This is a genomic window from Pseudomonas fluorescens (genome assembly GCF_003732425.1).
In the GTDB taxonomy this organism is placed as follows: Bacteria; Pseudomonadota; Gammaproteobacteria; order Pseudomonadales; family Pseudomonadaceae; genus Aquipseudomonas; species Aquipseudomonas fluorescens_BE.
The window spans coordinates 242912-267548 of sequence record NZ_MOBX01000014.1; the positions used below are offsets into that span (position 1 = coordinate 242912).

Genomic DNA, 24637 nt, shown 5'->3' on the forward strand with positions numbered 1-24637 from the left:
GGCGGTCGCCTATAGTTGAAGACCTACCGAAATTCAGTCGCCAAGGTTATCGCTAACCGAGCCTTGTGCGCACCAACCGCAGGCAAAGGGTTGGCCTATTTTTTCAATACGTTGCGCCGGGTCCAGCACCCAGGCGCGCGATTGCCAGGGCGGCTGATGGCGCAGGTGCTGGGTGTGGCCGCAGGAAAGCTCGACGACCCAGTGACCGTCCTCGTCCTGATGAAAGCCTGCGATCGTCGAAACCCGTTTGTCCGGGTTGTGTTCGCTTTCGCGCGATTGCTTCGCTAAACTTGGCCTTTCTATATTCTTATGCAAAAGGTCTCGCCCCATGCTGATCGCCGCCAATAAGGCTGTCTCCATCGACTATACCCTGACCAACGACGCTGGTGAGGTCATCGACAGCTCCGCCGGCGGCGCTCCGCTGGTCTACCTGCAAGGCGCAGGCAACATCATCCCGGGCCTGGAAAAAGCTCTGGAAGGCAAAGCTGTTGGTGACGAGCTGGAAGTGTCCGTTGAGCCGGAAGACGCTTACGGTGAATACGCCGCTGAGCTGGTCAGCACCCTGAGCCGCAGCATGTTCGAAGGCGTTGACGAGCTGGAAGTCGGCATGCAGTTCCACGCTTCGGCGCCGGACGGCCAGATGCAAATCGTCACCATCCGTGACCTCGACGGCGACGACGTTACCGTTGATGGCAACCACCCACTGGCTGGTCAGCGCCTGAACTTCAAAGTGAAGATCGTTGCTATCCGTGACGCCAGCCAGGAAGAAGTCGCTCATGGCCACGTCCATGGCGAAGGTGGCCATCACCACTGATTTTCTGCGCTAAGCTTCGAGTTACTGGAGAGGCGCCTGCGGGCGCCTTTTTAGTCCGCGGCTGTCCTTGGTGATCTCGCCAAGTGGCTGTTTCGAGTAGAACACGGGAATCTTGGAGTTCGTCATGAGTGCTTTTCACGACCTTAAGTTGACAGCCCTGGATGGTCAGGAGCTACCGCTGGCACCGTTCAAGGGCCAAGTCGTGCTGGTGGTCAACGTCGCCTCCAAATGCGGCTTGACGCCACAGTATGCGGCGCTGGAAAACCTCCATCAGCAATTCAAAGGCAAAGGCTTCAGCGTGCTGGGCCTGCCGTGCAACCAGTTTGCCGGTCAGGAGCCAGGTACCGAACAAGAGATCAAGGATTTCTGCAGCCTCAACTATGGCGTGACGTTTCCGTTGTCGAGCAAGCTTGAAGTCAACGGTCATGATCGTCACCAGCTCTATCGTCTGCTGGCAGGCGAGGGCGCCGAGTTTCCCGGTGACATCACCTGGAACTTCGAGAAGTTTCTGCTCGGCAAGGACGGCCGGGTGCTGGCCCGGTTCTCGCCGCGCACGGCGCCAGATGATCCGACCATTGTTCATGCGATTGAAAAAGCGCTGGGCTGAAACACAAAAATCGTCGCCTTCGGGCGGCGATTTTTTTTGCCTGCCTTTTGACCCTTAATCATTCAGATCAATAATGCTATCGCGGCAACGTCTTCACGCATATTATCGCCGTCATATGGTTTTATGCCCTGTCGACAACGTTTTCGTGGAGCCTTTCGATGCCCGTTCAAGCCTTGTTCAAACCGTTCCAACTCGGTGCCCTCGAACTGCCGACCCGCGTGGTCATGGCGCCGATGACTCGCTCGTTTTCTCCAGGCGGCGTGCCTAATTCGAAAGTCATCGAGTACTACCGTCGTCGCGCGGCTGCCGGTGTTGGCCTGATCATCACCGAAGGCACCACCGTTGGCCACATAGCCTCCAACGGCTATCCGAACGTGCCGCAGTTCTTCGGTGACGCGCCATTGGCCGGTTGGAAGAAAGTCGTTGATGCGGTTCACGCCGAAGGTGGCAAGATTGTTCCGCAACTGTGGCACGTCGGCAGCGTGCGCCGCATCGGCACCGAGCCGGATGCCAGTGTGCCGGGTTACGGCCCGTCGGAAAAACTCAAGGACGGTCAGGTCGTAGTGCACGGCATGACTAAACAAGACATCCAGGATGTGATCGCTGCGTTCGCCCAAGCGGCCAAGGATGCACAAAACATCGGCATGGACGGCGTCGAAATCCACGGCGCCCACGGTTACCTGATCGACCAGTTCTTCTGGGAAGGCAGCAACCAGCGCTCCGACGAATACGGTGGCAGCCTGGCCAACCGTTCGCGTTTCGCCATCGAACTGATTCAGGCGGTGCGTGCGGCGGTCGGTGAAGGCTTCCCGATCATCTTCCGATTCTCGCAGTGGAAGCAGCAGGATTACACCGCGCGTCTGGTGCAAACCCCGGAAGCCCTGGGTGAATTCCTCCAGCCGCTGTCCGACGCTGGCGTGGATATTTTCCACTGCTCGACGCGGCGCTTCTGGGAGCCTGAGTTCGACGGTTCCGAACTGAACCTGGCCGGCTGGACGCGCAAACTGACTGGCAAACCGACCATCACTGTCGGCAGCGTGGGTCTGGATGGCGAGTTCCTGCAATTCATGGTCAACACCGACAAAGTCGCGCAACCGGCCAGTCTGGAGAACCTGCTGGAGCGACTGAACAAAGAGGAGTTCGATCTGGTGGCGGTGGGGCGTGCGTTGCTGGTCGATCCGGACTGGGCGCAGAAAGTTCGTGAAGGGCGTGAACAGGATATTTTGCCGTTCAGCCGTGAGGCGTTGATGACGCTGGTTTAAGCGGCGCTTTCACTGGCCCCTTCGCGAGCAGGCTCGCTCCCACAGGTTTCTCTGCTGTTCACAAAATGTGTGTTCACCGAGGATCCCCTGTGGGAGCGAGCCTGCTCGCGAAAGCAGTTCTAAGGTCAGCAAAGATTCAAGGCAATGTCTGCGCATTCGGGACAACCTGCTCCCCCACACAAGCCCCGCGCAAATGCTTTTCAAACTGCTCGATAACCGCCGGCCAACCCTGGCGACTCGCATGCTGCCGCGCATTCAGGCGCACACAGCGCAGCCGCTCATCCTCTTCCAGTAACCATGCAGCGGCATCGCAAAACGCCTCTTCATCTCCGGGCATCGCCAATACGCCGTTGTAACCGTGGCGAATATGTTGCGCCGCCGCTGCCTGATCGTAAGCCACCACACCCAACCCGGAGGCCAACGCTTCCAGCACTACGTTGCCGAAAGTCTCGGTCAGGCTGGGAAACAAAAATACGTCGCCAGAGGCGTAATGCGCCGCCAACGCTTCGCCGCGCTGCGCGCCGCAGAAAATCGCCTCGGGCACATCCTTTTCCAGCGCCAGCCGCTGCGGCCCGTCACCGACGACGACCAATTTCAGATTGCGTTGTGGATAAGTGTCCCGCAGTTTTTCGAAGCAGCGCTTGAGCAGGCCAAGGTTCTTCTCCGGCGCGAGGCGTCCTACGTGAATCACCGCAATGTCCTGCTCGGACAGGCCCCATTGCTCACGCAAGGCATTCAGCCGTTTGCTCGGGTGAAACAATTGGCTGTCCACGCCACGCGACAACAGCGCCAAGCGCTCGAAATGCCGCCGCTCCAGTTCCAGCCGCTGGCTGACGCTCGGTACCAACGTCATCGCCGAGCGATTGTGAAACCAGCGCAGATAATGCGTGAGCATTCGCGTCAACAGACCGAGGCCATACTGACTGGTGTATTGCTGAAAGTTGGTGTGAAACCCGCTGACCACCGAAATCCCCAAACGCCGCGCCGCCCGTAACGCCGACAAACCGAGCGGCCCTTCCGTGGCGATGTACAGCACGTCCGGACGCTGACGTTTCCAGCGTCGCAGCAGCTTGTGCATCGACGACTGACCCCATTGCAGCCCCGGATACCCCGGCAGTGGCCAGCCGCGACACAACAGCAACGCGTCATCTTCACTGCGCTGTGGATCACCGGCCTGACGCGGGCGCACCAGTTCCACTTGGTGGCCACGCGCGCGCAAGCCATCGCACAAGCGGCCAAGAGTATTGGCCACCCCGTTGATTTCCGGTGGGAAGGTTTCGCTGATCAGAGTGATATGTAGAGCTGTCGTCATGACCTCAGTGTCGACTGAGGCCATGTCGTGCTTGTGACGTTCGGATGATGGATTTGTGACGCGCTGTCGGTCAGTGGCTCAGCGCTGAGTCACGAGGTTTTCGGCACCACGCTCACGCACCCAGAACAACGTCGCTCCGGCGACAGCGGCCGGCATCATCAGGATGTTGACCACTGGAATCAGCAGCACCAGATAAACGATTCCGCCAAAGCTCATGCTCTGCCAGCGCTTCTGCCGCAGCCAGGCGAGCATCTCGTTCCAGCCCAGTTTGTGGTTGTCCGCCGGGTAGTCGATGTACTGGATTGCCATCATCCACACGCCGAACAGCAGCCACAGTGGTGCGGCAATGATGTTCACCACCGGGATGAATGAGAGGATGAACAGGCCGATCGCCCGTGGCAGGAAGTAACCGAGTTTGCGCATTTCCCGGGCGAGGGTGCGCGGGATCATCGCGATCAGTTCGCCCCAGCTGAACGCCGGGAAGTCATCGGTGCCGCGCACCACCACTTCCACTTTCTCGGCAAGGAAGCCGTTGAACGGCGCGGCGATCACGTTGGCCAGCATGGTGAAGGTGAAAAACACCATCAATGCCACCAGCACCACGAACAAAGGCCAAAGAATATAGCTGAGGAAGCTCAGCCATTCGGGCAGCGACGGCATCAGCGTATCGACCCACAGGCTGAACTGGTGGCCGGCCAGATAGATCAATCCGACGAACAGCACCAGGTTGATCGCCAGCGGCAACAACACGAACAGGCGCAAGCCTGGGCTGAGGACCAGTTTCAGGCCTTCGCGCAGGTATTGCGGGCCGGACAGAACAGGGGCGGGCATAAGGTGCTCCGAGCAAGGGAAAACGCGCCGACCTTACCGGCTTTGCACCAGTGGTGAAAGCGCGGCAGAGTGATCGACATGCACTGTAACAAAGACGTCCATCTCGTCAGTGTGTCGGCATAGAGACCACCTATGAGCTGGATTGTTAAACCGTATTTCCTTAATCTTGCCCCCCTCGATACGCTGCACCCAACTTTTTACAGGACTGTCGAGCTCAAGCCTTCCCCAAGGTTTTCCACGGTCCTTTTTTATTCCCGCCGGCAGTCCGGCGATCCGCGCCCGTTTTTCGGCCCGGTCAACAGGAGCAGGTCATGTCTGAAGTCCGTCATTCGCGAGTGATTATTCTCGGTTCCGGCCCTGCCGGTTACAGCGCTGCGGTATACGCAGCCCGCGCCAACCTCAAGCCACTGCTGATCACTGGCATGCAGGCTGGCGGTCAACTGACCACCACCACCGAAGTCGACAACTGGCCGGGCGACGTTCATGGTCTGACTGGCCCGGTACTGATGGAGCGTATGCGCGAGCACGCCGAGCGTTTTGAAACCGAGATTGTCTTCGATCACATCAACGCTGTGGACTTCGCTTCCAAACCGTACTCCTTGACTGGCGATAGCGCGACCTACACCTGTGACGCCCTGATCATCGCCACTGGCGCCAGCGCCCGTTACCTGGGCCTGCCGTCGGAGGAAGCGTTCATGGGCAAAGGCGTTTCCGCCTGCGCCACCTGCGACGGCTTCTTCTACCGCAACAAGCCTGTTGCAGTGGTTGGCGGCGGCAACACCGCTGTTGAAGAGGCGCTGTACCTGGCCAACATCGCCAGCACCGTGACCTTGATCCACCGTCGCGAAACCTTCCGCGCCGAGAAGATCCTGATCGACAAGCTCAACGCCCGTGTGGCCGAAGGCAAGATCATCCTCAAGTTGAACGCCAACCTCGACGAAGTGCTGGGCGACAACATGGGCGTGACCGGCGCGCGTCTGAAGAACAACGACGGCAGCTTCGACGAAATCAAAGTCGACGGCGTGTTCATCGCCATCGGCCACACCCCGAACACCTCGTTGTTCGAAGGCCAGTTGGAGTTGAAGGACGGCTATCTGGTGGTGCAAGGCGGCCGTGAAGGCAATGCCACCGCGACCAATGTCGAAGGCATCTTTGCTGCCGGTGACGTAGCTGACCACGTTTACCGTCAGGCCATCACTTCGGCCGGCGCCGGCTGCATGGCCGCACTGGACACCGAGCGTTACCTGGATGGTCTGCAGAACGCTTCGTTCTAAGATCGCAGACATAAAAAAACCGGCCGATCGGCCGGTTTTTTTGTGCCCGTTATTCACAGCCTCCACAAATCAAATGTGGGAGCGAGCCTGCTCGCGAAAGCGGTGTTTCAGTCGACATCAGTGTTGAGTGTCAGTGCTTATTCGCGAGCAAGCTCGCTCCCACAGGGGAAAGTGTTGGATCTGCTATCAGCGGCGGGTCAGGGGCTGTGTTTCGAACTTCACCCCGGCCAGACCATGCTTGATCAGCGCTCGAATATTGCCGTGGTCGCTGCCTTCAGGCGTCGCCACTACGGAGCGATAATGCTCACCGAACGCCAACAGCGCTTCTTCATCGCTCAGGCCTTCCAGCAGTGCCAGACCCAGGGTTTTGCACGAGCCTTCGTTCTGCCCGGCGGCGTTTTCAACGCCGCCGTTGTTGAAGGCCTGCGGCTGGTAGTCGTAACCGTCGGCGATGAACGCCAGGGTGTCAGCGAATGCGTGTTCGCCGCTCTTCAGGCTGGCGCGCAGGGTGTTCAGATCACTCATGGGGTTTTCCTTTGGCGAACGCTGCTTGTTGTTCAGCGTTGGCTTCTTGCTGAAATTGGGCTTTCCACTCGGCGTACGGCATGCCGTAAACCACTTCGCGGGCGTCATCGAGGCTGACCTCGATCTGGCGCTCGTCGGCTTCGGCCTTGTACCACTTCGACAGGCAGTTGCGGCAGAAGCCGGCGAGGTTCATCAGGTCGATGTTCTGCACGTCCTTGCGGCTGTCCAGGTGGGCGACCAGCCGGCGGAAGGCGGCGGCTTCGAGTTCGAGGCGTTGTTGCTCGTTCATGGGAGTCTCTGCGAGACAGCTTCAAGCGGCAAGCTTCAAGCTGCAAGATTGGATCGGGGGCGGCCGTTAGCTTACCGCTTGCAGCTCAAAGCTTGAAGCTCAGCGGCTAGCCGCGAGCGTGATTGACACTGATTCGGCAAAACGCAGCGCGTGCGGCTTGTCGACTTCGACTTCGGCATACAGCACCGAATTATTGCTCATCACCAGATCGAGCAATTCCTGAGTCAGGCGTTCGAGTAGCGCAAAGCGGTTGCCCTCGACGTGGGCGATGATGGCCTTGGTGATCGTGCGGTAATTCAGTGCGTGGTCGATGTCGTTGTCACGCACCGCTTCCTGCGCGGCATACAGAATGGTCAGGTTGATCAGCACATCCTGCTTGTTGAGGATTTCGTCCTCGTTGATCCCGATAAAGGTGCGCAAGCGCAGATCCTTGACCCGGATGCGCGCCATTCCCGGCTGAAGTTGTGGCATTTACTTGCTCCGTCCAATCAATTGCAGGAACTCCTGGCGGGTGTTGCTCGACTCGCGGAACGCGCCGAGCATGACCGAAGTGTTCATGGTCGAATTCTGTTTCTCGACACCGCGCATCATCATGCACATGTGTCTGGCCTCGATGACCACGGCGACGCCGGCGGCATCGGTGACCTGTTGCACTGCATCGGCGATTTGCCGGGTGAGGTTTTCCTGGATTTGCAGGCGCCGGGCGAACATGTCGACCAGTCGCGCGATTTTCGACAGACCCAACACCTTGCCCGTCGGAATATAAGCCACATGGGCCTTGCCGATGAAGGGCAGCAGGTGATGTTCGCACAAAGAGTACAACTCGATGTCGGCGACGATGATCATCTCGTCGCTGTCCGAGGCAAACAACGCGCCGTTGACGATTTCTTCAACGCTCTGTTCATACCCGTGACACAGGTATTGCATGGCCTTTGCGGCGCGCACCGGGGTGTCGAGCAACCCTTCGCGGTCGGGGTCTTCACCGAGGCCGATGAGGATTTCGCGGTAATTCTCGGGCAGTGAACGGGTCATGGACATCCTCGCGAGTCGGCTTATTTGACGTGCCGTCCGCCGTTGACGGTCAGGGTCGTACCGGTGACATAGGGATTGTCGAGCAGATAACGCAGGCTCTGATAGATCACTTCGCTGCCGGGCTCGATGCCCAGCGCGGATTTGGCCAGGGCCTTGGCGCGGTACGCCGCGTCGTCGTCGGGATTGAACAATAGCAGGGCCGGGGCGATGCCGTTGACCTTGATGGTTGGCGCATAGCGGGCGGCGAAGGACAGGGTCAGGCTGTCGAGCCCGGCTTTGCTGGCGCAATAGCCGATGTGCTTGCTGCTGCCTTTGCGCGTGACATCGTCGCTGATGTGGATGATGTCGGCAGGCGTTGAGCGTTGCAGTAATTCGCCGCAATGCAAGTTGATCAGATACGGCGCAAGCATGTGCAGATTGAACATGCGCGTGAACGCTTCGGCTTCGCTGCCCGGGGCTTCGGCCAGCCACTCGGAGGCGTTGTGCACGATGGCACGCAGGCTGTCGGTGTGGGTTTTCAGATCGCTGATGAAGGCGAGAATCCCGGCTTCGCTGGAAAAGTCTGCGAACAGGCCGATGGCGCCCAGATTGCGCAGCGTCTGTACGCCGGGGCGTTCGCTGCGGTAGGTGAAGATGACGCGATAGCCGTCCTCGAGCAAGCGCTGCGCACAATGCAGACCGACACGCTGGCCGGCACCGGTAATGAGGATCGGGGCTGAGGAATCAGGCATGAACGGCTCGCATCGCGGTGGGAGCAAAAACTATAACAGCGAAGAGCCTGAAAAGATCGCAGCCTGCGGCAGCTCCTACCTTGGCCTGTATTCAGTCCTGTAGAAGCTGTCGAGTGCAACGAGGCTGCGATCTTTTAGTGATTTTGTGCAGAAGGTGTCACCGGCAAAGGGCGCGTCGGCGTGCTGTTCAGCCAGTTCGCCAGCCATCGGGTTGAGAGCGGGATAAAGAAATAAACCATCAACGGCGTCAGGCACGCGGTGCTGATCAAAATACGCGGCAACAGGCTCATGTCTGCGAGCAACGGCCCAAGAACGAAGTTGAACAGCAGCGACACCGGAAAGAACGCCAGCCAGATCGCGACGGCCTGTTTCCAGCGCGGAGGACGTTGGCCGGCAGCGCCGAACCAGCCTTCGATACCGCTGACACGATGTTCTTTAGGGTGCGCAAAGAGATCGCTGCCACGGCTCAACCACGCGGTGGGTGATGCTGAATGCTCCCAAGCATGCAACGTTTGCTCATCGACAAAACGGAAGATGATCTGGAACTCGTTATCGCCGGGCGGCGGAGCGAGTACGCCAGAGCCCAGGTAACCGGGGAAATCAGTGGCCAGTTGTTCGCCTTCGCGCAGCCAGGCGATTAAATCTTGATAGCGGCCATCGGCGACGCGACGCGCAACCATCAGCGTGACGGGGGAAGTAGACATTATGTATCTCCGTATTTCGATTGCGTCGCTCCGGGTAGGAGTTTCGCCTGACGCAGGACCGGGGTAGAGGTCTGCGTTTTTCAACAAGCAAGGATTATTCCGTTTTTTCGTCAATAAGCCAGCGACTTTCGTCGCCCTTCATCACTTGAAATCCAACGGGGCATAAGCGGTAGAATGGGATCCAATTGAACCGACATTGAAGTTGAACGCTATATGCCTGTGATCACGGACGCGAACCCTGCAACTCAGGCCTTTGTTTCGCTCGAACGGGCCGATTTGTTCCCGATTCGTGAGGTCGCACGCCTGACGGGTGTAAACCCGGTGACCTTGCGCGCGTGGGAACGGCGCTACGGTTTGATTCAGCCGACACGCACCGAAAGCGGGCATCGGCTCTATTCGATGACCGATATCGAGCGCGTGCGCAGCATCGTCGACTGGATTGATCGCGGTGTCGCCGTGAGCAAGGTCGGCAAGATCCTCGCCAAGACCGAGCCGAAGAAAGTATTGGCGCACTTCATCCCGGATGACTTGGTGCAGGCTGATTACCTGCAATGGCAGGAGCAGATCCAGCAGGCGGTCAGTGCGTTCGACGACCAGCAACTGGATCGCGTCTATGGGCAGATTTTTTCTTCCTACGCATTGTCCGTGGTATTTCAGGACATTCTGATGCCGTTGTGGCTGCAGATGTTGCAGCGCCAGGACGCGTTCGGACAAACCAGCGAGTGGCTTTTCTTCGACGGGTTCCTGCGGGTGCGGGTGTTGCAGCGGATTGTCATGCTGCGTGGCACCCAGCCGCACCGTGTGATCGTCAGCGCGCTGGCCGGGCAATGTCGAGAGCTGGAGCTGCTGGTGGCGGCGCTGTTTCTCACTGATAGCCATTGCGGTGTGCGAGTGCTGACCCCCGACCAGCCGTTCGATGAACTGACGCTGGTGTGCGAAAAGATCGAACCTGATGCACTCGTCCTGTTTTCCAACCATGCGCCCTGCGCCGAATTGCCTCGGCGTCTGAACCGGTTGGCATTGAGTCTCGATTGTCAGGTGATGCTGGCAGGCGATGCTTCAGATCTGGCGCAGGACAGCCTGGCCGGATCCTCAGTTGCGTGCCTGGGCAATGAAGGGGTGAACATGCGCCAGCGCATGTTGCAGTTTCTCGCGGGGAAGCTGGATACCTGAAACTCAGGTATGAAGGGCTGGATGCGTCAGGCGATGTTGCTGCAGGATGAACTGGCGCAGGCGCTCGGTTTCGTCGGAGTCTGTCTGGCTCAGTTCGTAAGCATAGAAACCGCTCTCGGTTTCCCGTTCGAAATTGCCCCGCAATGAAATCCGCTCATAACCCGAAGGGCTGAACCACAGCGCGAAATGCTTGGGCGGCTTGGTCTTGTTGCGCACTTCCAGCAGCACACCTTTGTGCGATACCTCGTGGACCCACAACGTGCCCGGCTGACCCTTGGCATTTTCCAGGGCAACCGGCTCTTCGAGAGTCAACCGCCATGGCCGCACCATCGGGCCGTCTTCATAAATACTCGGTACACCGAGACGCAGATGCAGCGCGTGAAACTCGTCTTCCACCAGATGCAACGGGAAGGTCATCTGCTGATTTTCGAAGTTGGCCTGAATGGTCACTTGCTCGTGAGCGGCCAGGCGAGTGAGCAAATCACGGATCTGCGAACCGCCGTTAACCAGCAGACTCGACGTCGCATCCCGCACGTTCAGTTGCGGGTTGTGCTGCATGGTCTGGATGAAATCCAGCTCATCCTGAGTGAGGAGGGCGTCGCGCTGCATGGCTAACTCTAAAGATATAGTGACAAAGTCATTGGTGATTGTAGTTAATGACACTTAGTTCGCGATTTTGTTTTGACCGTTTGTCGCTTTCAATGCAGCCAGTTCTGCTCCGAGGGCAGCGACCTGGGCTTCCAGTTGCGCCACGCGCTGTTGAGCCTTGACCTGAACAGTGACGTCTTTCTGCACGCCAACAAAATACGTCTGCCCGTCATCGGCGTTTTTCACCGTTGAAAGCGACAGTTCATTCCAGAATGGCGTACCGTCCTTGCGATAATTGCGCAGGATTTCCCGGCACGATCCGCCGTTATCCAGCGTCTCGCGAATCAGCTTCAGGCTTTCCTGATCGCGGTCTCCAGACTGCAGAAAGCGGCAGTCCTGATAGAGGATTTCTTCGCTGGTGTAGCCGGTCAGTCGCTCGAACGCCGGGTTCACATAAATCAGGATATTGTCCTGCTCACCTTCTTTCTCGGCGACTACGATCCCGTCGTTCGACGCGTTGATCACCATTTGCAGCAGGCTGGCGTTGATCATCTTTGAATCCTTTCAGAGTTGTCAGTGGCAGGCATTCTAGAAGAACCGTAGGTGCTGTCTACTGGCCATTCCCGCCAATTGAGATCCAGTCGCAGCTTTGCGCTTGAGGCTGTTACTATCGGCGCTCTTTTTTCCAGTTTCAGGATCAGATTGATGAAAGTCGCCATCCTCTCCGGTTCGGTCTACGGCACCGCCGAAGAAGTCGCCCGCCATGCCCAGAACCTGTTGAAAGACGCTGGCTTTGAAACCTTCCACAACTCCCGCGCCAGCCTAGCCGACATCCAGGCGTTCGGCCCTGAAGCATTGCTTGCGGTGACCTCGACCACTGGCATGGGCGAGTTGCCCGACAACCTGCAACCGCTGTACTCAGCGATTCGCGACCAGTTGCCCGCCGCACTGCTCGGCTTGCCGGGCGCGGTGATTGCCTTGGGCGACGCCAGTTATGGCGACACCTTCTGCGGCGGTGGCGAGCAAATGCGTGAACTGTTCGGCGAGTTGGGCGTGCGTGAAGTGCAAGAGATGCTGCGTATCGACGCCAGCGAAAGCGTCACCCCGGAAACCGACGCCGAGCCTTGGCTGGCGCAGTTGATCGGCGCGCTCAAGGGCTGACCGCGCGCTCGCGCAACAAGCTCAGCCACGCCTGTGCAGCCTTCGACAGATACGCGCCCCGGCGCCAGATGAAGGCGATATCCCAGCGTAGATAATCCGGCGCGCGCAAGGCCAGGCGTACCACACCTGGCCGCACCAGCCCGCGTGCGACCACGCTGGGCAACAGCACCACGCCTTGCCCGGCGGCCACCAGCGCCGCGAGAAAATCTGCCTGACCGCTGCGTCCGCCTTCCTTTGGCGTGAAGCCCAGTTGTTGACACGCCTGCAGCAAGCGGTCGTTGAGCACGAAACTGCGCTGATAGAGCAGGAATGGCGTCTCGGCCAATTCTTCCAGACCGATTTCACCCCGATCGGCCAGCGGATGATTCACCGGCAGCAGGGCGTCGAGTTTCTCATCGCAAAACGGCTGGCAGTCGAATTGCGGATCCTTCGGCAGCAGACTGCCACCCAATTCCAGTTCACCGCTCAGCACGGCTTGCTCGATGTTGCGGCTGCCGCCCTCGAGCAATTGGATGCTGATATTCGGATAGCGTCGCCGGTATTCGGCAAACAGCCCGGCGAACAGCGCGTCACTGCCGAGCAGCGGCAGGCCGAGGCGCAGTTCTCCACGCGCCATATGACTGAGATCGTCCAGTTCCGCGAGCAGTTCGTTGCGCAAACGCAACATGCCCTCGGCCCGTTGCAGCACCACGCTGCCAGCGGCGGTCAGGCGCAATTGCGAACCGAGCCGTTCAAGCAAGGGCGTGCCGAGGCTCTGCTCCAGTTGTGCGATCTGTTTGCTCACCGCTGACTGGCTGATGTGCAGGGTTTTTGCGGCTTGAGTGAAGCCGCCCTGATGCATGACTTCGACAAAACTGCGCAGCTGTTTGAATTCCATCGCCTGATTCCATTTTGGAATGGTATTGAGTCTAACAATTCGTTTCGGGGATGGCAGCGCGCTTTGTAAAATAAGCGCCTGTCTGGAGCACAATCATGAACACCGTCCCCTTCAAGCATCTGTCTCGTCTTCTCGCCGAACTCGCTGTATTGCTCGGCCTCTACCTGCTCGGCTGCCAACTCGCGGCCTGGCTGGCGTGGCCGATTCCCGGTGGTGTGATCGGCATGGCGCTGTTGCTGCTGGCCTTTGCCTTTGGCTGGATAAAACCCGCAGCCCTGCAATTGGGCGCGGGCTTGCTGATGGCCGAAATGTTGTTGTTCTTCATACCGGCGCTGATGAGTCTGCTCGACTACGGCGCGCTGTTGCGCCACGACGGCTGGCGAATCCTGCTGGTGATCGCCGCCAGTACATTGATGGTGATGCTGGTGACGGCTTTCACCGTAGAGCTCGCCGTACGCATGAGGCGTTCCCATGAAGCTTGAATGGATGCCGATGTTCTGGCTGGCCTTCACGCTGTTGGCGTACCTGTTCAGCCGCTGGATTTATCGGCGTACCGGGCGCTACGTGTTGTCGCCGCTGATCCTGGTGCCGGCCTTGCTGTTGGCGCTGGCCGTGCCGTTGCACACGGCTTATGCCGAATATTCCAGCAATACCCATTGGCTGATGCTGGTGCTGGGCCCGGTCACTGTCGCTTTTGCTGTGCCGATCTGGCAGCAGCGGCGCTTGCTGATGCGGCATTGGTCAGCGCTGCTGTTGGGCATGGTTGCCGGCAGTGCAGCGTCGATCGGCACTTCATTCGGGCTGGCCAGGGCACTGGCGCTCGACAGCTCGGTGACGCTGTCTCTGGTGCCACGCTCGATCACCACGCCATTCGCCATGCCGCTGGCGCAGGACCTCGGCGGCGTGCCGGAGTTGACGGCGGTATTCGTGATGTTCACCGGCGTGTTCGGGGCGATGCTCGGCGGCGTGTTGTTGAAGTGGTTGCCGCTGCGCAGTGCCTTGGCGCGCGGTGCGCTTTTCGGGGTTGGCGCGCATGGTGCCGGTGTCAGTCGGGCCCATGAAGTGGGCGGCGAAGAAGGCTCTGTCGCCGGGTTGGTGATGGTCTTGACCGGGTTGCTCAATCTGTTTGCCGCGCCTTTGTTGGCGTCGTGGCTTTGACATGGATCCAAGGAGTTTGCATGGCTGACCCGCTCAGTCATCAAGCTGGCTGGCAATGCAACTACGCAATGCTCTGCGCCTGACTAGACTGCTCGTACGTGCAGAACAATAAGAACGCAGAGGTGCATACAGTGAGCGTAGCCCCCGTCCAATCGTCCCTTAATGTCAAAGACCAGGTCAGCGCCGCAGAGTGGCAGACCCGTGTCGATCTCGCCGCTTGTTATCGTCTTGTCGCGCTGCATGGCTGGGACGATCTGATCTTCACCCATATTTCCGCCAAGGTGCCGGGCACCGAAGATTTCCTGATCAACCCGTTCGGTCTGATGTTCCACGAGATCACCGCCTCGAGCCTGGTGAAAGTCGATCTGGCCGGCAACAAGCTCATGGACAGCCCCTACGAGATCAACCCCGCCGGCTACACCATCCACAGCGCCGTGCACGAAGGGCGGCACGATGTGGTTTGCGTGCTGCATACGCACACCGCTTCCGGTGTAGCGGTGTCGGCGCAAAAGCAGGGCGTTTTGCCGATCAGTCAGCAGTCGCTGTTCGTGTTATCGAGTCTGGCTTATCACGGCTACGAAGGCGTGGCGCTGAACCACGAAGAGAAGGCGCGCTTGCAGGCCGACCTCGGCGAGAACAATTTCCTGATGCTGCACAACCACGGTTTGCTGACCTGTGGCGGCACCGTCGCCGACACATTTCTGATGATGTTCACCTTCCAGCGCGCCTGCGACATTCAGGTCATGGCGCAAACCGGTGGTGCTGAACTCATCGCCATCGAACCGCAAATCCTTGCGGGCGCCAAAGCGATGATTGCCGGCGTCACCAAAAGTGCTCAAGGCATGGGGGGCGCGCTGGCCTGGCCGGCGTTGCTGCGCAAACTCGATAAACAAGACCCCGGATATAAACTCTAATGCCTCTTGCCGAGATTCCTCTGTGTGTCTGGCGTAAACGCAGCCAGACGTTTGTCTTTCGTGGCCAGCCGATTCGCTACTGGACGGCCGGGCAGGGTGAGCCGTTGTTGCTGATTCACGGTTTTCCGACCGCCAGTTGGGATTGGCATTACCTGTGGCAGCCACTGGCTCAGCGTTATCGGGTGATCGCCTGCGACATGCTTGGTTTTGGCGATTCGGCCAAGCCGATCAATCACACCTACAGCCTGCTGGAGCAGGCTGACTTGCAGCAGGCCTTGCTCGCGCATCTGCAGGTCGAGCAACCGGTGCATGTGCTGGCGCATGATTACGGTGACAGCGTTGCGCAGGAACTGCTCGCCCGGCACTACGAAGACAAGATCGAGGTGGCCAGTTGTGTGTTCCTTAACGGTGGACTGTTCCCGGAAACCCATCGCCCGGTGCTGATGCAAAAATTGCTGCTCAGCCCGCTGGGCTGGATGATCGGTCGTGCGTTCACTCGCGACGCTCTGGTGAAAAGCTTCTGGCAGATCTTCGGCCCGCAAACCCGGCCAAGCGAAAGCGAACTGGACGATTTCTGGAGCCTGGTCGACAGCAATCGCGGGCCACGGATCATGCACAAGTTGATCAGTTACATTCCCGAACGCCGGGTGCAGCGTGATCGCTGGGTCACAGCGATGCAGCGTGGCGAAATTCCGTTGCGGGTGATTGATGGTGAAGTCGATCCGATTTCCGGGGCGCACATGGTCGAGCGCTACCGTGAATTGATCCCCGACGCCGACACGGTGTTGTTGCCGGGCATCGGCCACTATCCACAGACCGAGGCGCCGGTTCAGGTGCTCAAGCATTACCTGGAATTTCGTGACCGGTTTGTATTGCCGCCGCGCAAGGTGGCGTGCTCCTGAAAATCAAAAGATCGCAGCCTTCGGCAGCGCCTGCACAAATTTAAGGTGGGAGCTGCCGAAGGCTGCGATCTTTTGATCTTTTGATCTTTTGACGCCTTCATCATCCCCCAACCTTATCGCGCACCATTCAGCCTCAGCCGTATTCGTTGTGACCCAAAGCCCTGTGCCTGACACTCGGACTCAATACTGGCCTGCTGGAGTTGCTGCGATGAATGAGTCTGTGCGTTTCGAAGATAAAGTCGTAATCGTCACCGGCGCCGGTGGTGGCCTCGGACGCGCCCATGCATTGTTGTTCGCCAGACAGGGCGCGAAAGTGCTGGTCAACGACCTCGGCGGCTCGACCCAGGGCGAAGGCGCCAACGCCTCTGCGGCCGATCGCGTGGTGGCGGAAATCCGCGAAGCCGGCGGCATTGCCGAAGCCAACCACGACTCGGTCACCGATGGCGACAAACTGGTGCAGAACGCCCTCGATGCCTTTGGCCGCGTTGACGTCGTCGTCAACAACGCCGGGATCCTGCGCGACAAGACCTTCCATAAAATGGACGACGCTGACTGGGATCTGGTTTACCGCGTCCACGTCGAAGGTGCCTACAAAGTCACCCGAGCCGCATGGCCACATATGCGTGAGCAAAACTACGGCCGAGTGATCTTCACCGCCTCGACTTCCGGCATCTACGGCAACTTCGGTCAGTCCAACTATGGCATGGCCAAACTGGGTCTTTACGGATTGACCCGCACGCTGGCCATCGAAGGTCGCAAGAACAACATCCTCGTCAATGCCATTGCGCCGACTGGCGGCACGCGCATGACCGAAGGCCTGATCCCGCCGCAAGTGTTCGAGCAATTGAAGCCGGAACTGGTCAGCCCGCTTGTGGTGTATCTGGCCAGTGAACAATGCCAGGAAACGTCGGGGCTGTTCGAAGTCGGTGGCGGCTGGATGGGCAAGGTGCGCTGGGAACGCAGCCTCGGTGCCGGGTTTGATCCGCGGGTGGGTTTCTCGCCGGAAGATGTCGCGGCGCACTGGCAGCAGATTTGCGATTTCGAAGGCGCGGCGCATCCGAAGGACAATATTGAGGCGTTGAAAGAGATGATGGCGAATTTGCAGAAGTATTCGCTTTAAGAAACGTTTGAGCCTCGCTGCGTTCTGGATGCGGCGAGGCTCCTTCTGTTACTCCTCGTACCGCTTATCAATCATGAATTCCGGGATTTCCCAGTTTGGACCCGGAATGGCAACAGCCGCATTACCCTCAGCCAGTACACCCTCACGAAATAATTCCTCGTATGTTCTCCACAATTCACCGCGCGCAATAACTTCAAAACGATAACGTCCGAACAATGTGTCGATCGAGGGAAATGCCAAACCGATAGCCAAAACTGATAACAAATCTCTGAGATTTTCTTGCCTGACAGCTTGTTCGAGTTTGGCCGTCGAACTCTTGGATCTGCTGACGCATTCAAATGCTTCCAACTCTTGTTTTTTCGCCGCGTCGATGGCCTCTTCCGTATAGCGTAATGACTCATCGTCGCTCAGTTTGAAGTCTTCAAGTGTGGCCGTATGGAGGCTATTCCAAAGGGACGGATTACTTTTGGGAATGTAGTCGTCGGCGAATCCCATCGCTCTGAATCGCTCCATCATTCGAAGTGAATAGGCATAGAACCGTCGATCGGTATCGGTCATCTCGAGCTTGCGCTCCAGTATGGCGTCAAGACGCTTGATCATGATGAGGTTGGCTGTAGACCCTTTTCCTTCAATTTTTGTTTCGGCGCCCTCAACAAAACTTTGCTCCAACATTCGTTTTACTCACTGCGAATTTTTCGGTTTGCGGAGCAATTAACCTACATCAGCTTTCGAACGGAAATATCTGCATCAATCGTCAGTAATGACCTGCCTGGTTGTATGAATAATGTGGAAAGCGGTTTGATAGCTTGGCATTAAAAGACCAAAAGGATATTTCCTACAGCAATGGGGGGATCTTCCCGCTGATGCAGGTGAGGTGAGTAAAACGGCGCCCATAAAAAAGGCCGCTGCAAACGCAGCGGCCAAGGTAAGACGTTGGATCAAGGAGCTACAAATCAACGTCAGTGAACACCGGGGCGATAAACCGAAGTCTTCGATTCATCTGAAATCTGTCAGCAATGGCCTGAGTCGCTCAAAGGCCAGTGCTTCCTGCTTTGCGGCGTGTCCCGTGAAAGCGCGTTCAGAATAAGGTCTTGAGCCTGTAGGAAAAATACCGATTCCGGACATGCACTGTTACGGGGCATGCAACAGTCCCGTGATCCGATGTGCACCATGCGCTGCACTGATGATCCTCCATCCAGCCGATCCATGAGCGGCGCAAAGCCCCGTCGCGCAAGGCCATTCATCCTTTCGAGCGACAACACGAATACCTCCTTGGTGCGCTTATCGATGCGGTTGCCCGGCAGTAGGGTGGGGCCTTCTGTCACTCACCGGGGAAGACGCATGACAACAAAAACAATGCGCGCCATCTTCACACCGCAGGCGCTGGCAGCCGCGGTGGCTCTGGGTTGCTGTGCCCAGGCGCAAGCGGTTTCGTTCAACATCGGGGAAATCGAAGGCACGTTCGATTCGTCGCTGTCGGTCGGTGCGAGCTGGGGCATGCGCGATGCCGACAAGTCGCTGGTCGGCACGGTCAATGGTGGTAGCGGGCAATCCTCCACCGGTGATGACGGGCGCCTGAACTTCAAGAAGGGCGAGACCTTCTCGAAAATCGTCAAAGGCATTCACGATCTAGAACTGAAATACGGCGACACCGGTGTGTTCGTGCGCGGCAAGTACTGGTACGACTTCGAGTTGAAGGATGAAGACCGCGAGTTCAAGCAAATCAGCGACAGCGGGCGCAAGGAAGGTGCGAAGTCCTCCGGCGCGCAGATCCTCGATGCGTTCGTCTATCACAACTATTCCATTGCCGATCTGCCGGGCACCGTACGCGCCGGCAAACAAGTGGTGAGCTGGGGCGAAAGTACCTTCATCGGCAACTCGATCAACAGCATCAACCCGATCGACGTCTCGGCATTTCGTCGCCCCGGTGCGGAGATCAAGGAAGGCCTGATTCCGGTGAACATGCTGTTCGGCTCGCAAGGCCTGACGGATCAGTTGACCGTCGAAGGCTTCTATCAACTGGAGTGGGACCAGACCGTACTCGACAACTGCGGCACCTTCTTCGGTGTCGATGTGGCGGCGGACGGTTGCAACAACGGGTACACCGTCGGTAATCCGGCGATTGCGCCGTTGGTGCCGTTGACCACAGCTTTTGGCCAAGGCATTCAAGTGACCCGCGAAGGCGTGGTGATTCCCCGTGGCGGCGACCGCGATGCGCGTGACTCCGGGCAATGGGGGACCGCGTTGCGCTGGCTCGGTGACGACACCGAGTACGGCCTCTACTTCATGAATTACCACAGCCGCACGCCAACCGTGGGCACTACCACGGCGGGGCTTTCGACCCTCGCGGCGTTGCCGGGCATGGTCGGTATTGCCAACGGCCTGGCCCCCGGTAGCGGTTCCGGCCTGGCCCAGAGCGTGATGCTCGGACGCGGTGGGTATTACCTCGAATACCCGGAAGACATTCGTCTGTACGGCGCGAGTTTCTCCACCACGCTGCCCACCGGTACGGCATGGACCGGCGAGATCAGCTACCGGCCAAACGCTCCGGTACAGGTCAACACCAACGACCTGACACTGGCGCTGCTTAACCCGATTGCCGGTGGTGCCGCTTCGCCGATCGCTACCACGCCGGGGGCGGACAACAAAGGCTATCGGCGCAAGGAAGTCACGCAAATCCAGAGCACCCTCACGCACTTTTTCGATCAGGTCCTGGGCGCCGAACGCCTGACCGTTGTCGGTGAAGCAGCGGTGGTGCGGGTCGGTGGTCTGGAGTCTCGCAGCAAGCTGCGTTACGGCCGCGATTCGGTGTACGGCCAGTACGGTTTCGGCGGCGATACCGACGGCTTCGTTACCTCAACCTCGTGGGGCTACCGTGCCCGGGCGATCCTCGATTACGCCAACGTGATCGGCGGGATCAACCTCAAGCCAAACCTGTCGTGGTCGCACGACGTCGCCGGTTACGGCCCCAACGGTTTGTTCAACGAAGGTGCGAAAGCGATCAGCGTCGGCGTCGATGCCGACTACCGCAACACCTACACCGCGAGCCTCAGTTACACCGACTTTTTCGGTGGCGACTACAACGTCCTCGAAGACCGTGACTTCGTCGCCCTGAGCTTCGGCGTGAACTTCTGATCTGCCCGAGAAGGATGAAAGCAATGCGCAAAATGATTCTGCAATGCGGTGTGCTGGCCCTGAGTCTGCTGGCGGCCAACGTGATGGCCGCGGTATCTGCGGAGGAGGCCAACAAACTCGGCACCAGCCTGACGCCGCTCGGCGCCGAGAAGGCCGGTAACGCTGACGGTTCGATCCCGGCATGGACCGGCGGCATCCCGAAAAACGCCGGTGCGGTGGACAGCAAAGGCTTCCTCGCCGACCCGTTTGCCAATGAAAAACCGCTGTTCACCATCACCGCGGCCAACGTCGACCAGTACAAGAGCAAGCTTTCCGATGGCCAGGTGGCGATGTTCAAACGCTACCCGGAAACCTACAAGATCCCGGTCTACCCGACCCACCGCACCGTCGCCGTGCCGCCAGAAATCTACGAGTCGGCCAAGCGCAGCGCACTCAACGTTACCAGCATCAACGACGGCAACGGCCTGGCCAATTTCACCGGTAATCGCTATTACGCCTTCCCGATTCCGAAGAATGGTGTCGAGGTGTTGTGGAACCACATCACCCGATATCACGGCGGCAACCTGCGCCGGATCATCACCCAGGTCACGCCGCAGACCAACGGCAGCTACACGCCGATCCGCTTCGAAGAAGAGATCGCCGTGCCGCAATTGATGAAGGATATCGATCCGGAAAAAGCCGCCAACGTGCTGACCTTCTTCAAGCAGTCGGTGACCGCGCCGGCGCGACTGGCCGGTAACGTGCTGCTGGTGCACGAGACCCTCGACCAGGTGAAGGAACCGCGTCTGGCGTGGATTTACAACGCCGGCCAGCGCCGTGTACGCCGCGCTCCGCAAGTGGCTTATGACGGCCCGGGCACCGCCGCTGATGGCTTGCGTACGTCGGACAACTTCGACATGTTCTCCGGCGCGCCGGATCGCTACGACTGGAAACTGGTCGGCAAGAAGGAAATGTACATTCCCTACAACAGCTACAAACTCGATTCGCCGAAGTTGAAATATGACGACATCGTCAAGGCCGGGCACATCAACCAGGATCTGACCCGCTATGAACTGCACCGCGTTTGGGAGGTGATCGGCACGGTCAAGCCGAGCGAGCGGCACATCTACGCCAAGCGTCACATGTACATTGACGAGGACAGCTGGCAGGTGGCGCTGGCGGACCATTACGACGGTCGCGGGCAACTGTGGCGCGTCGCCGAAGGTCACGCGCAGTACTACTACGATCACCAGGCGCAGGCCTACACCCTCGAAGCGCTCTACGACATTATCGCCGGTCGATACATTGCCCTCGGAATGAAGAACGAAGAGAAGCACAGTTTCGAGTTCGGCTTCGAAGCCAAGGCTGCCGACTACACGCCATCGGCCTTGCGCGCCGAGGGGGTGCGGTAACGTTTCGGATACATCGACTGAACAAAAGGCGACCGCACGGTCGCCTTTTTTATGGCTATAAATCAGCGTGCTGAATACTTGTCAACAAGCCGGCGGGAGACGGCTAGGGTGAGCCTACAACTATAAAAAGGCTTACCCGATGACCGCCATGACGCCGTGTCTGGATCGCCCCGGATTTTTGCCCAGGCTTTCTTCGCATCATCAGCCTCGCAGTCGCTTGAGTGCACCTCTGCTGGCGTCGAACGCGCGGGTCAGACTATTGTGCGCGCCCGCTGGCAGTGGCAAAACCGTACTGCTCACCGAATGTCTTCTGCAGGTGCGTGCAGACTGCGAGACGATTTGGCTGCCGCTGGCGGGAGCCGCGCTCTGCCGCAAGGAGTTTTGCCTGCATCTGACTCGAGCGCTCGGGCTGGTCGAAGGCCTTGACGTTACGCAGCTGATGGCGGAGCTGGCACATTGGTCCAGGCCGACTTCGCTGTTTATCGACGATTACAGTCGTCTGCCGGATCCGGTTCTGGATGCTTTACTGGATCGATTGCTGGCGGTCAGCAGCCCGTCGCTCACCTGGTGGATCAGCACTCGCCGCCGGCCGCAGTGCAACTGGCCGCGTTTGTTGCTCGATGACGAACTCTATGAAACCGAGCGCGCCAGCCTGGCGCTGACTCAGGATGAGGTTGTATCGGTGTTGCGCCATTTGCCGCCAGACCAGGCGGACCGTGTCGCCGTCCGCATCATCCAGCGTACCGGCGGTTGGTGCGCGGGTGCGCGCATCGCGCTCCTGCAAAAATGCGACTGGTCGCAAAACCTGCAGCCGCAGCAGCGTGTCGACACCTTGCTCGATTATCTGCAGCACGAACTCTTCAGCAACCTGACGCCGGAGCAAGATGAGGCATGGCGTGTTCTGGCTCATCTGCCACGGTTCAACGTGCAGTTGTGCGAGCATTTGTTTGGCCCCGGCGAAGGCGCACAGCTGCTGCATGATCTGCAAGTGCTGGGCTGTTTTATCGAGCCATGGCAGGAATCCGCTGACTGGCTACAGGTCTTCCGCCCGCTGTCGCAAATCATGCAGGAGTCGCATTGGCCGTGTGCGCGATCCTGGCACCGCCGCGCCTGTCAGTGGTTCACCGCGGCGCAGGATTGGCGAGCAGCGTTCGAGCAAGCGTTGTTGGCCGAGGAGTACGAAACCGCCGTAAGCCTGTTGCAGCATTTGAGCTTCGAGGACTTGTTCGAAGACCAGGCCGTCGTCCTGCTGTTGCGCTTGCATGAGCAACAGAGCCAGGAGCTGACTCTGTTGACACCGCAGTTGATCGGGCTGGTCACGGGAGCTTTATTGTTCGCTGGCCGATTCGAACAGGCCGGGCAATGCATGGCCCATCTCGCCCGTTTCATGCCGCAGCCGACAGCACACCTGGAGCAGCAACTGCTGGCACGTTGGCAGGCGCAACAAGGTTGGCTCTGCCACCTGCGAGGGCAAGTGGAGCCGGCGCGCGCCTGCTTTCAGGAGGCGTTGTCAGCGTTGGCTGACGATGCCTGGCAGGCCCGTTTGATGTGTCTGTCGGGACTGACGCAGCAGGCGTTATTGTGCGGTGAGCTCAATCAGGCCCATGCCCTCAACCGTGAAGCTCTGTGCCTGGCCCGCGCGCATGGCTCCTTGTTGTTGGAAGGATTGCTTGAGCTTGATCATGCGCAATGGCTTGAGCAGAGAGGGGCACCCCTGCGTGCTGAACGACTGCTGGTGGACATTGAGCACTTGCTGCGCCAGCGGACCAATGTGCCCACGCCGCTGCTGGGCCGGATTGCCCTGCGACGAGGACGGTTGGCGTTGTGCATGGGGCTTGAAGAGCAGGCTGCGGATATGTTCAGACGAGGCCTTGAAGATTGCTCGCGCAGTGAAGACAAACGGGTTTTGTATGGCTATCTGGGGCAGGCTCAATTAGCCGGCAATCGAGGCGATTATGCCTGCGCTTTCGAACGCCTGCGCGAGGCCGAAAGGGTCATGCAGCAGCGGCAGATTCCCGATACGGTCTATCGCGGTGTCGTGCTGCAGGTCAGCAGCCAGTTCTGGTTGCAGCAGGGCCGACCGCAACTGGTGCAAGAGGCGCTAGGCCGGCTGTTACGGCACTACCGCGGCCCGTCTGCCCTGCAAGCGCCTCCCGCGACCTTCGAACTGATTACCCGTATCGAATATCTGCTGGCCTGCGCAAATGCGCAGCTGAATCCATGCGACAACGGTCTGCTGACGGTAGAAAAATTATTAAAAATGGCCCAGGCCAAGGGCATGCTGACGATAGAGACTGAGTTACTGCTGGTCGTCGCGCAACTGGCCGAGTCGCAGGGCAGCAATGCACTGGCGCAGCAAGCCTTGCAGCGCGCGCGGATGCTGGCCGAGCGCTGTTCGTTGCATCAAGCCATGCGGGAATGGCAATTACGCCGTGGTGAAGTCGTTACAGGGTCGCTCATGGCAGTGGCGACTTCGCAACCTGAGGGCGACGGCCCTTCGCCAGGCCTTAGTCGCCGAGAGCGTGAAGTGCTTGTTTTGATTGCCCAAGGTGCTTCCAATCAGCAAGTTGCCGATCAACTTTTTATATCGTTACATACGGTCAAGACGCATGCCAGACGAATTAACGGTAAGTTGGGTGTGGAGCGCAGGACACAGGCTGTAGCAATGGCGAAGGCAATGGGTATATTGGGTTAGTGAAGTTCTGGTTTTATAAGGTGTTGGAGTTGTTATTTCTTTTTGTTGTGCATGATTTGTAAAGTGTTGGAACTTTTGATTAGTTCGAGAAAGATCTACCTTGCAACTATCTGCAGTGGCTGCCAAACGCAGTTCTGGATAA

27 protein-coding genes are annotated in these 24637 nt (G+C 58.7%); 14 read left to right on the plus strand and 13 right to left on the minus strand.

The features are described from left to right. Positions 1–33: 33 nt before the first annotated feature. A complete protein-coding gene (locus BK670_RS18155; protein ID WP_093436299.1) occupies positions 34–360 on the minus strand; it encodes a DUF3565 domain-containing protein in 327 nt (108 codons plus the stop codon). Here BK670_RS18155 and BK670_RS18160 point away from each other — a divergent pair. The 3 genes from BK670_RS18160 to BK670_RS18170 all read left to right on the plus strand — a co-directional run bounded on the left by BK670_RS18160 (position 329) and on the right by BK670_RS18170 (position 2683). Next, the gene (locus BK670_RS18160) at positions 329–814 is read left to right on the plus strand and encodes an FKBP-type peptidyl-prolyl cis-trans isomerase (RefSeq protein ID WP_108591397.1); all 486 of its coding nucleotides are present in this window, start codon (positions 329–331) and stop codon (positions 812–814) included. The two genes, BK670_RS18155 and BK670_RS18160, sit on opposite strands and share 32 nt — an antisense overlap. A gap of 124 nt (positions 815–938) precedes the next feature. Then, positions 939–1421: a glutathione peroxidase gene (locus BK670_RS18165; protein ID WP_123451724.1), complete on the plus strand. Its 483-nt coding sequence runs from the start codon at positions 939–941 to the stop codon at positions 1419–1421. A gap of 158 nt (positions 1422–1579) precedes the next feature. Continuing rightward, positions 1580–2683, plus strand: coding sequence for an NADH:flavin oxidoreductase (locus BK670_RS18170; protein ID WP_123451726.1), 1104 nt, complete (start codon positions 1580–1582; stop codon positions 2681–2683). 136 nt (positions 2684–2819) lie between these two features. Here the strand turns inward: BK670_RS18170 and BK670_RS18175 are convergent, their stop codons facing one another. Then, positions 2820–4019, minus strand: a complete 1200-nt coding sequence (locus tag BK670_RS18175) for a glycosyltransferase family 4 protein (RefSeq protein ID WP_123451728.1) — start codon at positions 4017–4019, stop codon at positions 2820–2822. A 54-nt stretch (positions 4020–4073) separates the two neighbouring features. After that, on the minus strand, positions 4074–4826 hold the full coding sequence (gene cysZ / locus BK670_RS18180; RefSeq protein ID WP_123451730.1) for a sulfate transporter CysZ: 753 nt from the start codon (positions 4824–4826) through the stop codon (positions 4074–4076). 311 nt (positions 4827–5137) lie between these two features. Here cysZ and trxB point away from each other — a divergent pair, with 311 nt between their 5' ends. Further along, positions 5138–6100, plus strand: coding sequence for a thioredoxin-disulfide reductase (gene trxB / locus BK670_RS18190; protein WP_123451732.1), 963 nt, complete (start codon positions 5138–5140; stop codon positions 6098–6100). Positions 6101–6286: 186 nt separating this feature from the next. Here trxB and BK670_RS18195 read toward each other — a convergent pair whose 3' ends face one another. From BK670_RS18195 to BK670_RS18220, 6 genes are all read right to left on the minus strand, one after another. Continuing rightward, entirely contained in the window at positions 6287–6625 is a 339-nt protein-coding gene (locus BK670_RS18195) for a HopJ type III effector protein (protein WP_123451734.1), read from the minus strand. After that, on the minus strand, positions 6618–6914 hold the full coding sequence (locus tag BK670_RS18200) for a DUF1244 domain-containing protein (protein ID WP_123451736.1): 297 nt from the start codon (positions 6912–6914) through the stop codon (positions 6618–6620). Before BK670_RS18200 ends, BK670_RS18195 begins: the two co-directional genes overlap by 8 nt. Positions 6915–7013: 99 nt before the next feature. Next, entirely contained in the window at positions 7014–7385 is a 372-nt protein-coding gene (gene folX / locus BK670_RS18205) for a dihydroneopterin triphosphate 2'-epimerase (protein WP_123451738.1), read from the minus strand. Next, a complete protein-coding gene (gene folE, locus BK670_RS18210; protein ID WP_221178376.1) occupies positions 7386–7946 on the minus strand; it encodes a GTP cyclohydrolase I FolE in 561 nt (186 codons plus the stop codon). It lies immediately after the preceding gene. A 20-nt stretch (positions 7947–7966) separates the two neighbouring features. Further along, positions 7967–8677, minus strand: a complete 711-nt coding sequence (gene folM, locus BK670_RS18215) for a dihydromonapterin reductase (RefSeq protein ID WP_123451742.1) — start codon at positions 8675–8677, stop codon at positions 7967–7969. A 134-nt stretch (positions 8678–8811) separates the two neighbouring features. Beyond that, positions 8812–9381: an antibiotic biosynthesis monooxygenase gene (locus BK670_RS18220; RefSeq protein WP_123451744.1), complete on the minus strand. Its 570-nt coding sequence runs from the start codon at positions 9379–9381 to the stop codon at positions 8812–8814. Between the two features lie 213 nt (positions 9382–9594). Here BK670_RS18220 and BK670_RS18225 point away from each other — a divergent pair, with 213 nt between their 5' ends. After that, a complete protein-coding gene (locus BK670_RS18225; RefSeq protein WP_123451746.1) occupies positions 9595–10554 on the plus strand; it encodes a MerR family transcriptional regulator in 960 nt (319 codons plus the stop codon). Between the two features lie 3 nt (positions 10555–10557). On the opposite strand, the gene BK670_RS18230 is transcribed toward BK670_RS18225, so the two are convergent. Beyond that, entirely contained in the window at positions 10558–11163 is a 606-nt protein-coding gene (locus BK670_RS18230; RefSeq protein WP_123451748.1) for a hypothetical protein, read from the minus strand. A 54-nt stretch (positions 11164–11217) separates the two neighbouring features. Beyond that, entirely contained in the window at positions 11218–11694 is a 477-nt protein-coding gene (locus BK670_RS18235; RefSeq protein WP_123451750.1) for a PAS domain-containing protein, read from the minus strand. 153 nt (positions 11695–11847) lie between these two features. Between BK670_RS18235 and BK670_RS18240 the strand changes: the two genes are divergently transcribed. After that, the gene (locus BK670_RS18240; RefSeq protein ID WP_123451752.1) at positions 11848–12303 is read left to right on the plus strand and encodes a flavodoxin; all 456 of its coding nucleotides are present in this window, start codon (positions 11848–11850) and stop codon (positions 12301–12303) included. Here BK670_RS18240 and BK670_RS18245 read toward each other — a convergent pair. Then, entirely contained in the window at positions 12293–13180 is an 888-nt protein-coding gene (locus tag BK670_RS18245; RefSeq protein ID WP_123451754.1) for a LysR family transcriptional regulator, read from the minus strand. The genes BK670_RS18240 and BK670_RS18245 overlap by 11 nt on opposite strands. 95 nt (positions 13181–13275) lie before the next feature. On the opposite strand from BK670_RS18245, the gene BK670_RS18250 reads away from it, so the two are divergent. The 5 genes from BK670_RS18250 (at position 13276) to BK670_RS18270 (ending at position 17274) form a co-directional block, all read left to right on the plus strand. Then, a complete protein-coding gene (locus tag BK670_RS18250; RefSeq protein WP_123451756.1) occupies positions 13276–13662 on the plus strand; it encodes a CidA/LrgA family protein in 387 nt (128 codons plus the stop codon). Next, a complete protein-coding gene (locus BK670_RS18255; RefSeq protein WP_123451758.1) occupies positions 13652–14338 on the plus strand; it encodes an LrgB family protein in 687 nt (228 codons plus the stop codon). The genes BK670_RS18250 and BK670_RS18255 overlap by 11 nt, the downstream gene beginning before the upstream one ends. Before the next feature lie 131 nt (positions 14339–14469). Continuing rightward, complete coding sequence (locus BK670_RS18260) at positions 14470–15252, plus strand: class II aldolase/adducin family protein (RefSeq protein WP_123451760.1); 783 nt, start codon at positions 14470–14472, stop codon at positions 15250–15252. After that, complete coding sequence (locus tag BK670_RS18265) at positions 15252–16154, plus strand: alpha/beta fold hydrolase (RefSeq protein ID WP_123451762.1); 903 nt, start codon at positions 15252–15254, stop codon at positions 16152–16154. Before BK670_RS18260 ends, BK670_RS18265 begins: the two co-directional genes overlap by 1 nt. A gap of 208 nt (positions 16155–16362) precedes the next feature. Next, the gene (locus tag BK670_RS18270) at positions 16363–17274 is read left to right on the plus strand and encodes an SDR family oxidoreductase (protein WP_123451764.1); all 912 of its coding nucleotides are present in this window, start codon (positions 16363–16365) and stop codon (positions 17272–17274) included. Between the two features lie 48 nt (positions 17275–17322). Here BK670_RS18270 and BK670_RS29985 read toward each other — a convergent pair whose 3' ends face one another. Continuing rightward, the gene (locus tag BK670_RS29985) at positions 17323–17946 is read right to left on the minus strand and encodes a hypothetical protein (protein WP_259697576.1); all 624 of its coding nucleotides are present in this window, start codon (positions 17944–17946) and stop codon (positions 17323–17325) included. A gap of 669 nt (positions 17947–18615) precedes the next feature. Here BK670_RS29985 and BK670_RS18280 point away from each other — a divergent pair. The 3 genes from BK670_RS18280 to BK670_RS18290 all read left to right on the plus strand — a co-directional run bounded on the left by BK670_RS18280 (position 18616) and on the right by BK670_RS18290 (position 24495). Beyond that, complete coding sequence (locus BK670_RS18280; RefSeq protein ID WP_123451766.1) at positions 18616–20409, plus strand: DUF1302 domain-containing protein; 1794 nt, start codon at positions 18616–18618, stop codon at positions 20407–20409. Between the two features lie 23 nt (positions 20410–20432). Next, positions 20433–21800, plus strand: coding sequence for a DUF1329 domain-containing protein (locus BK670_RS18285; protein WP_123451768.1), 1368 nt, complete (start codon positions 20433–20435; stop codon positions 21798–21800). A gap of 139 nt (positions 21801–21939) precedes the next feature. Continuing rightward, the gene (locus tag BK670_RS18290) at positions 21940–24495 is read left to right on the plus strand and encodes a LuxR C-terminal-related transcriptional regulator (protein WP_123451770.1); all 2556 of its coding nucleotides are present in this window, start codon (positions 21940–21942) and stop codon (positions 24493–24495) included. Positions 24496–24637: the final 142 nt, after the last annotated feature.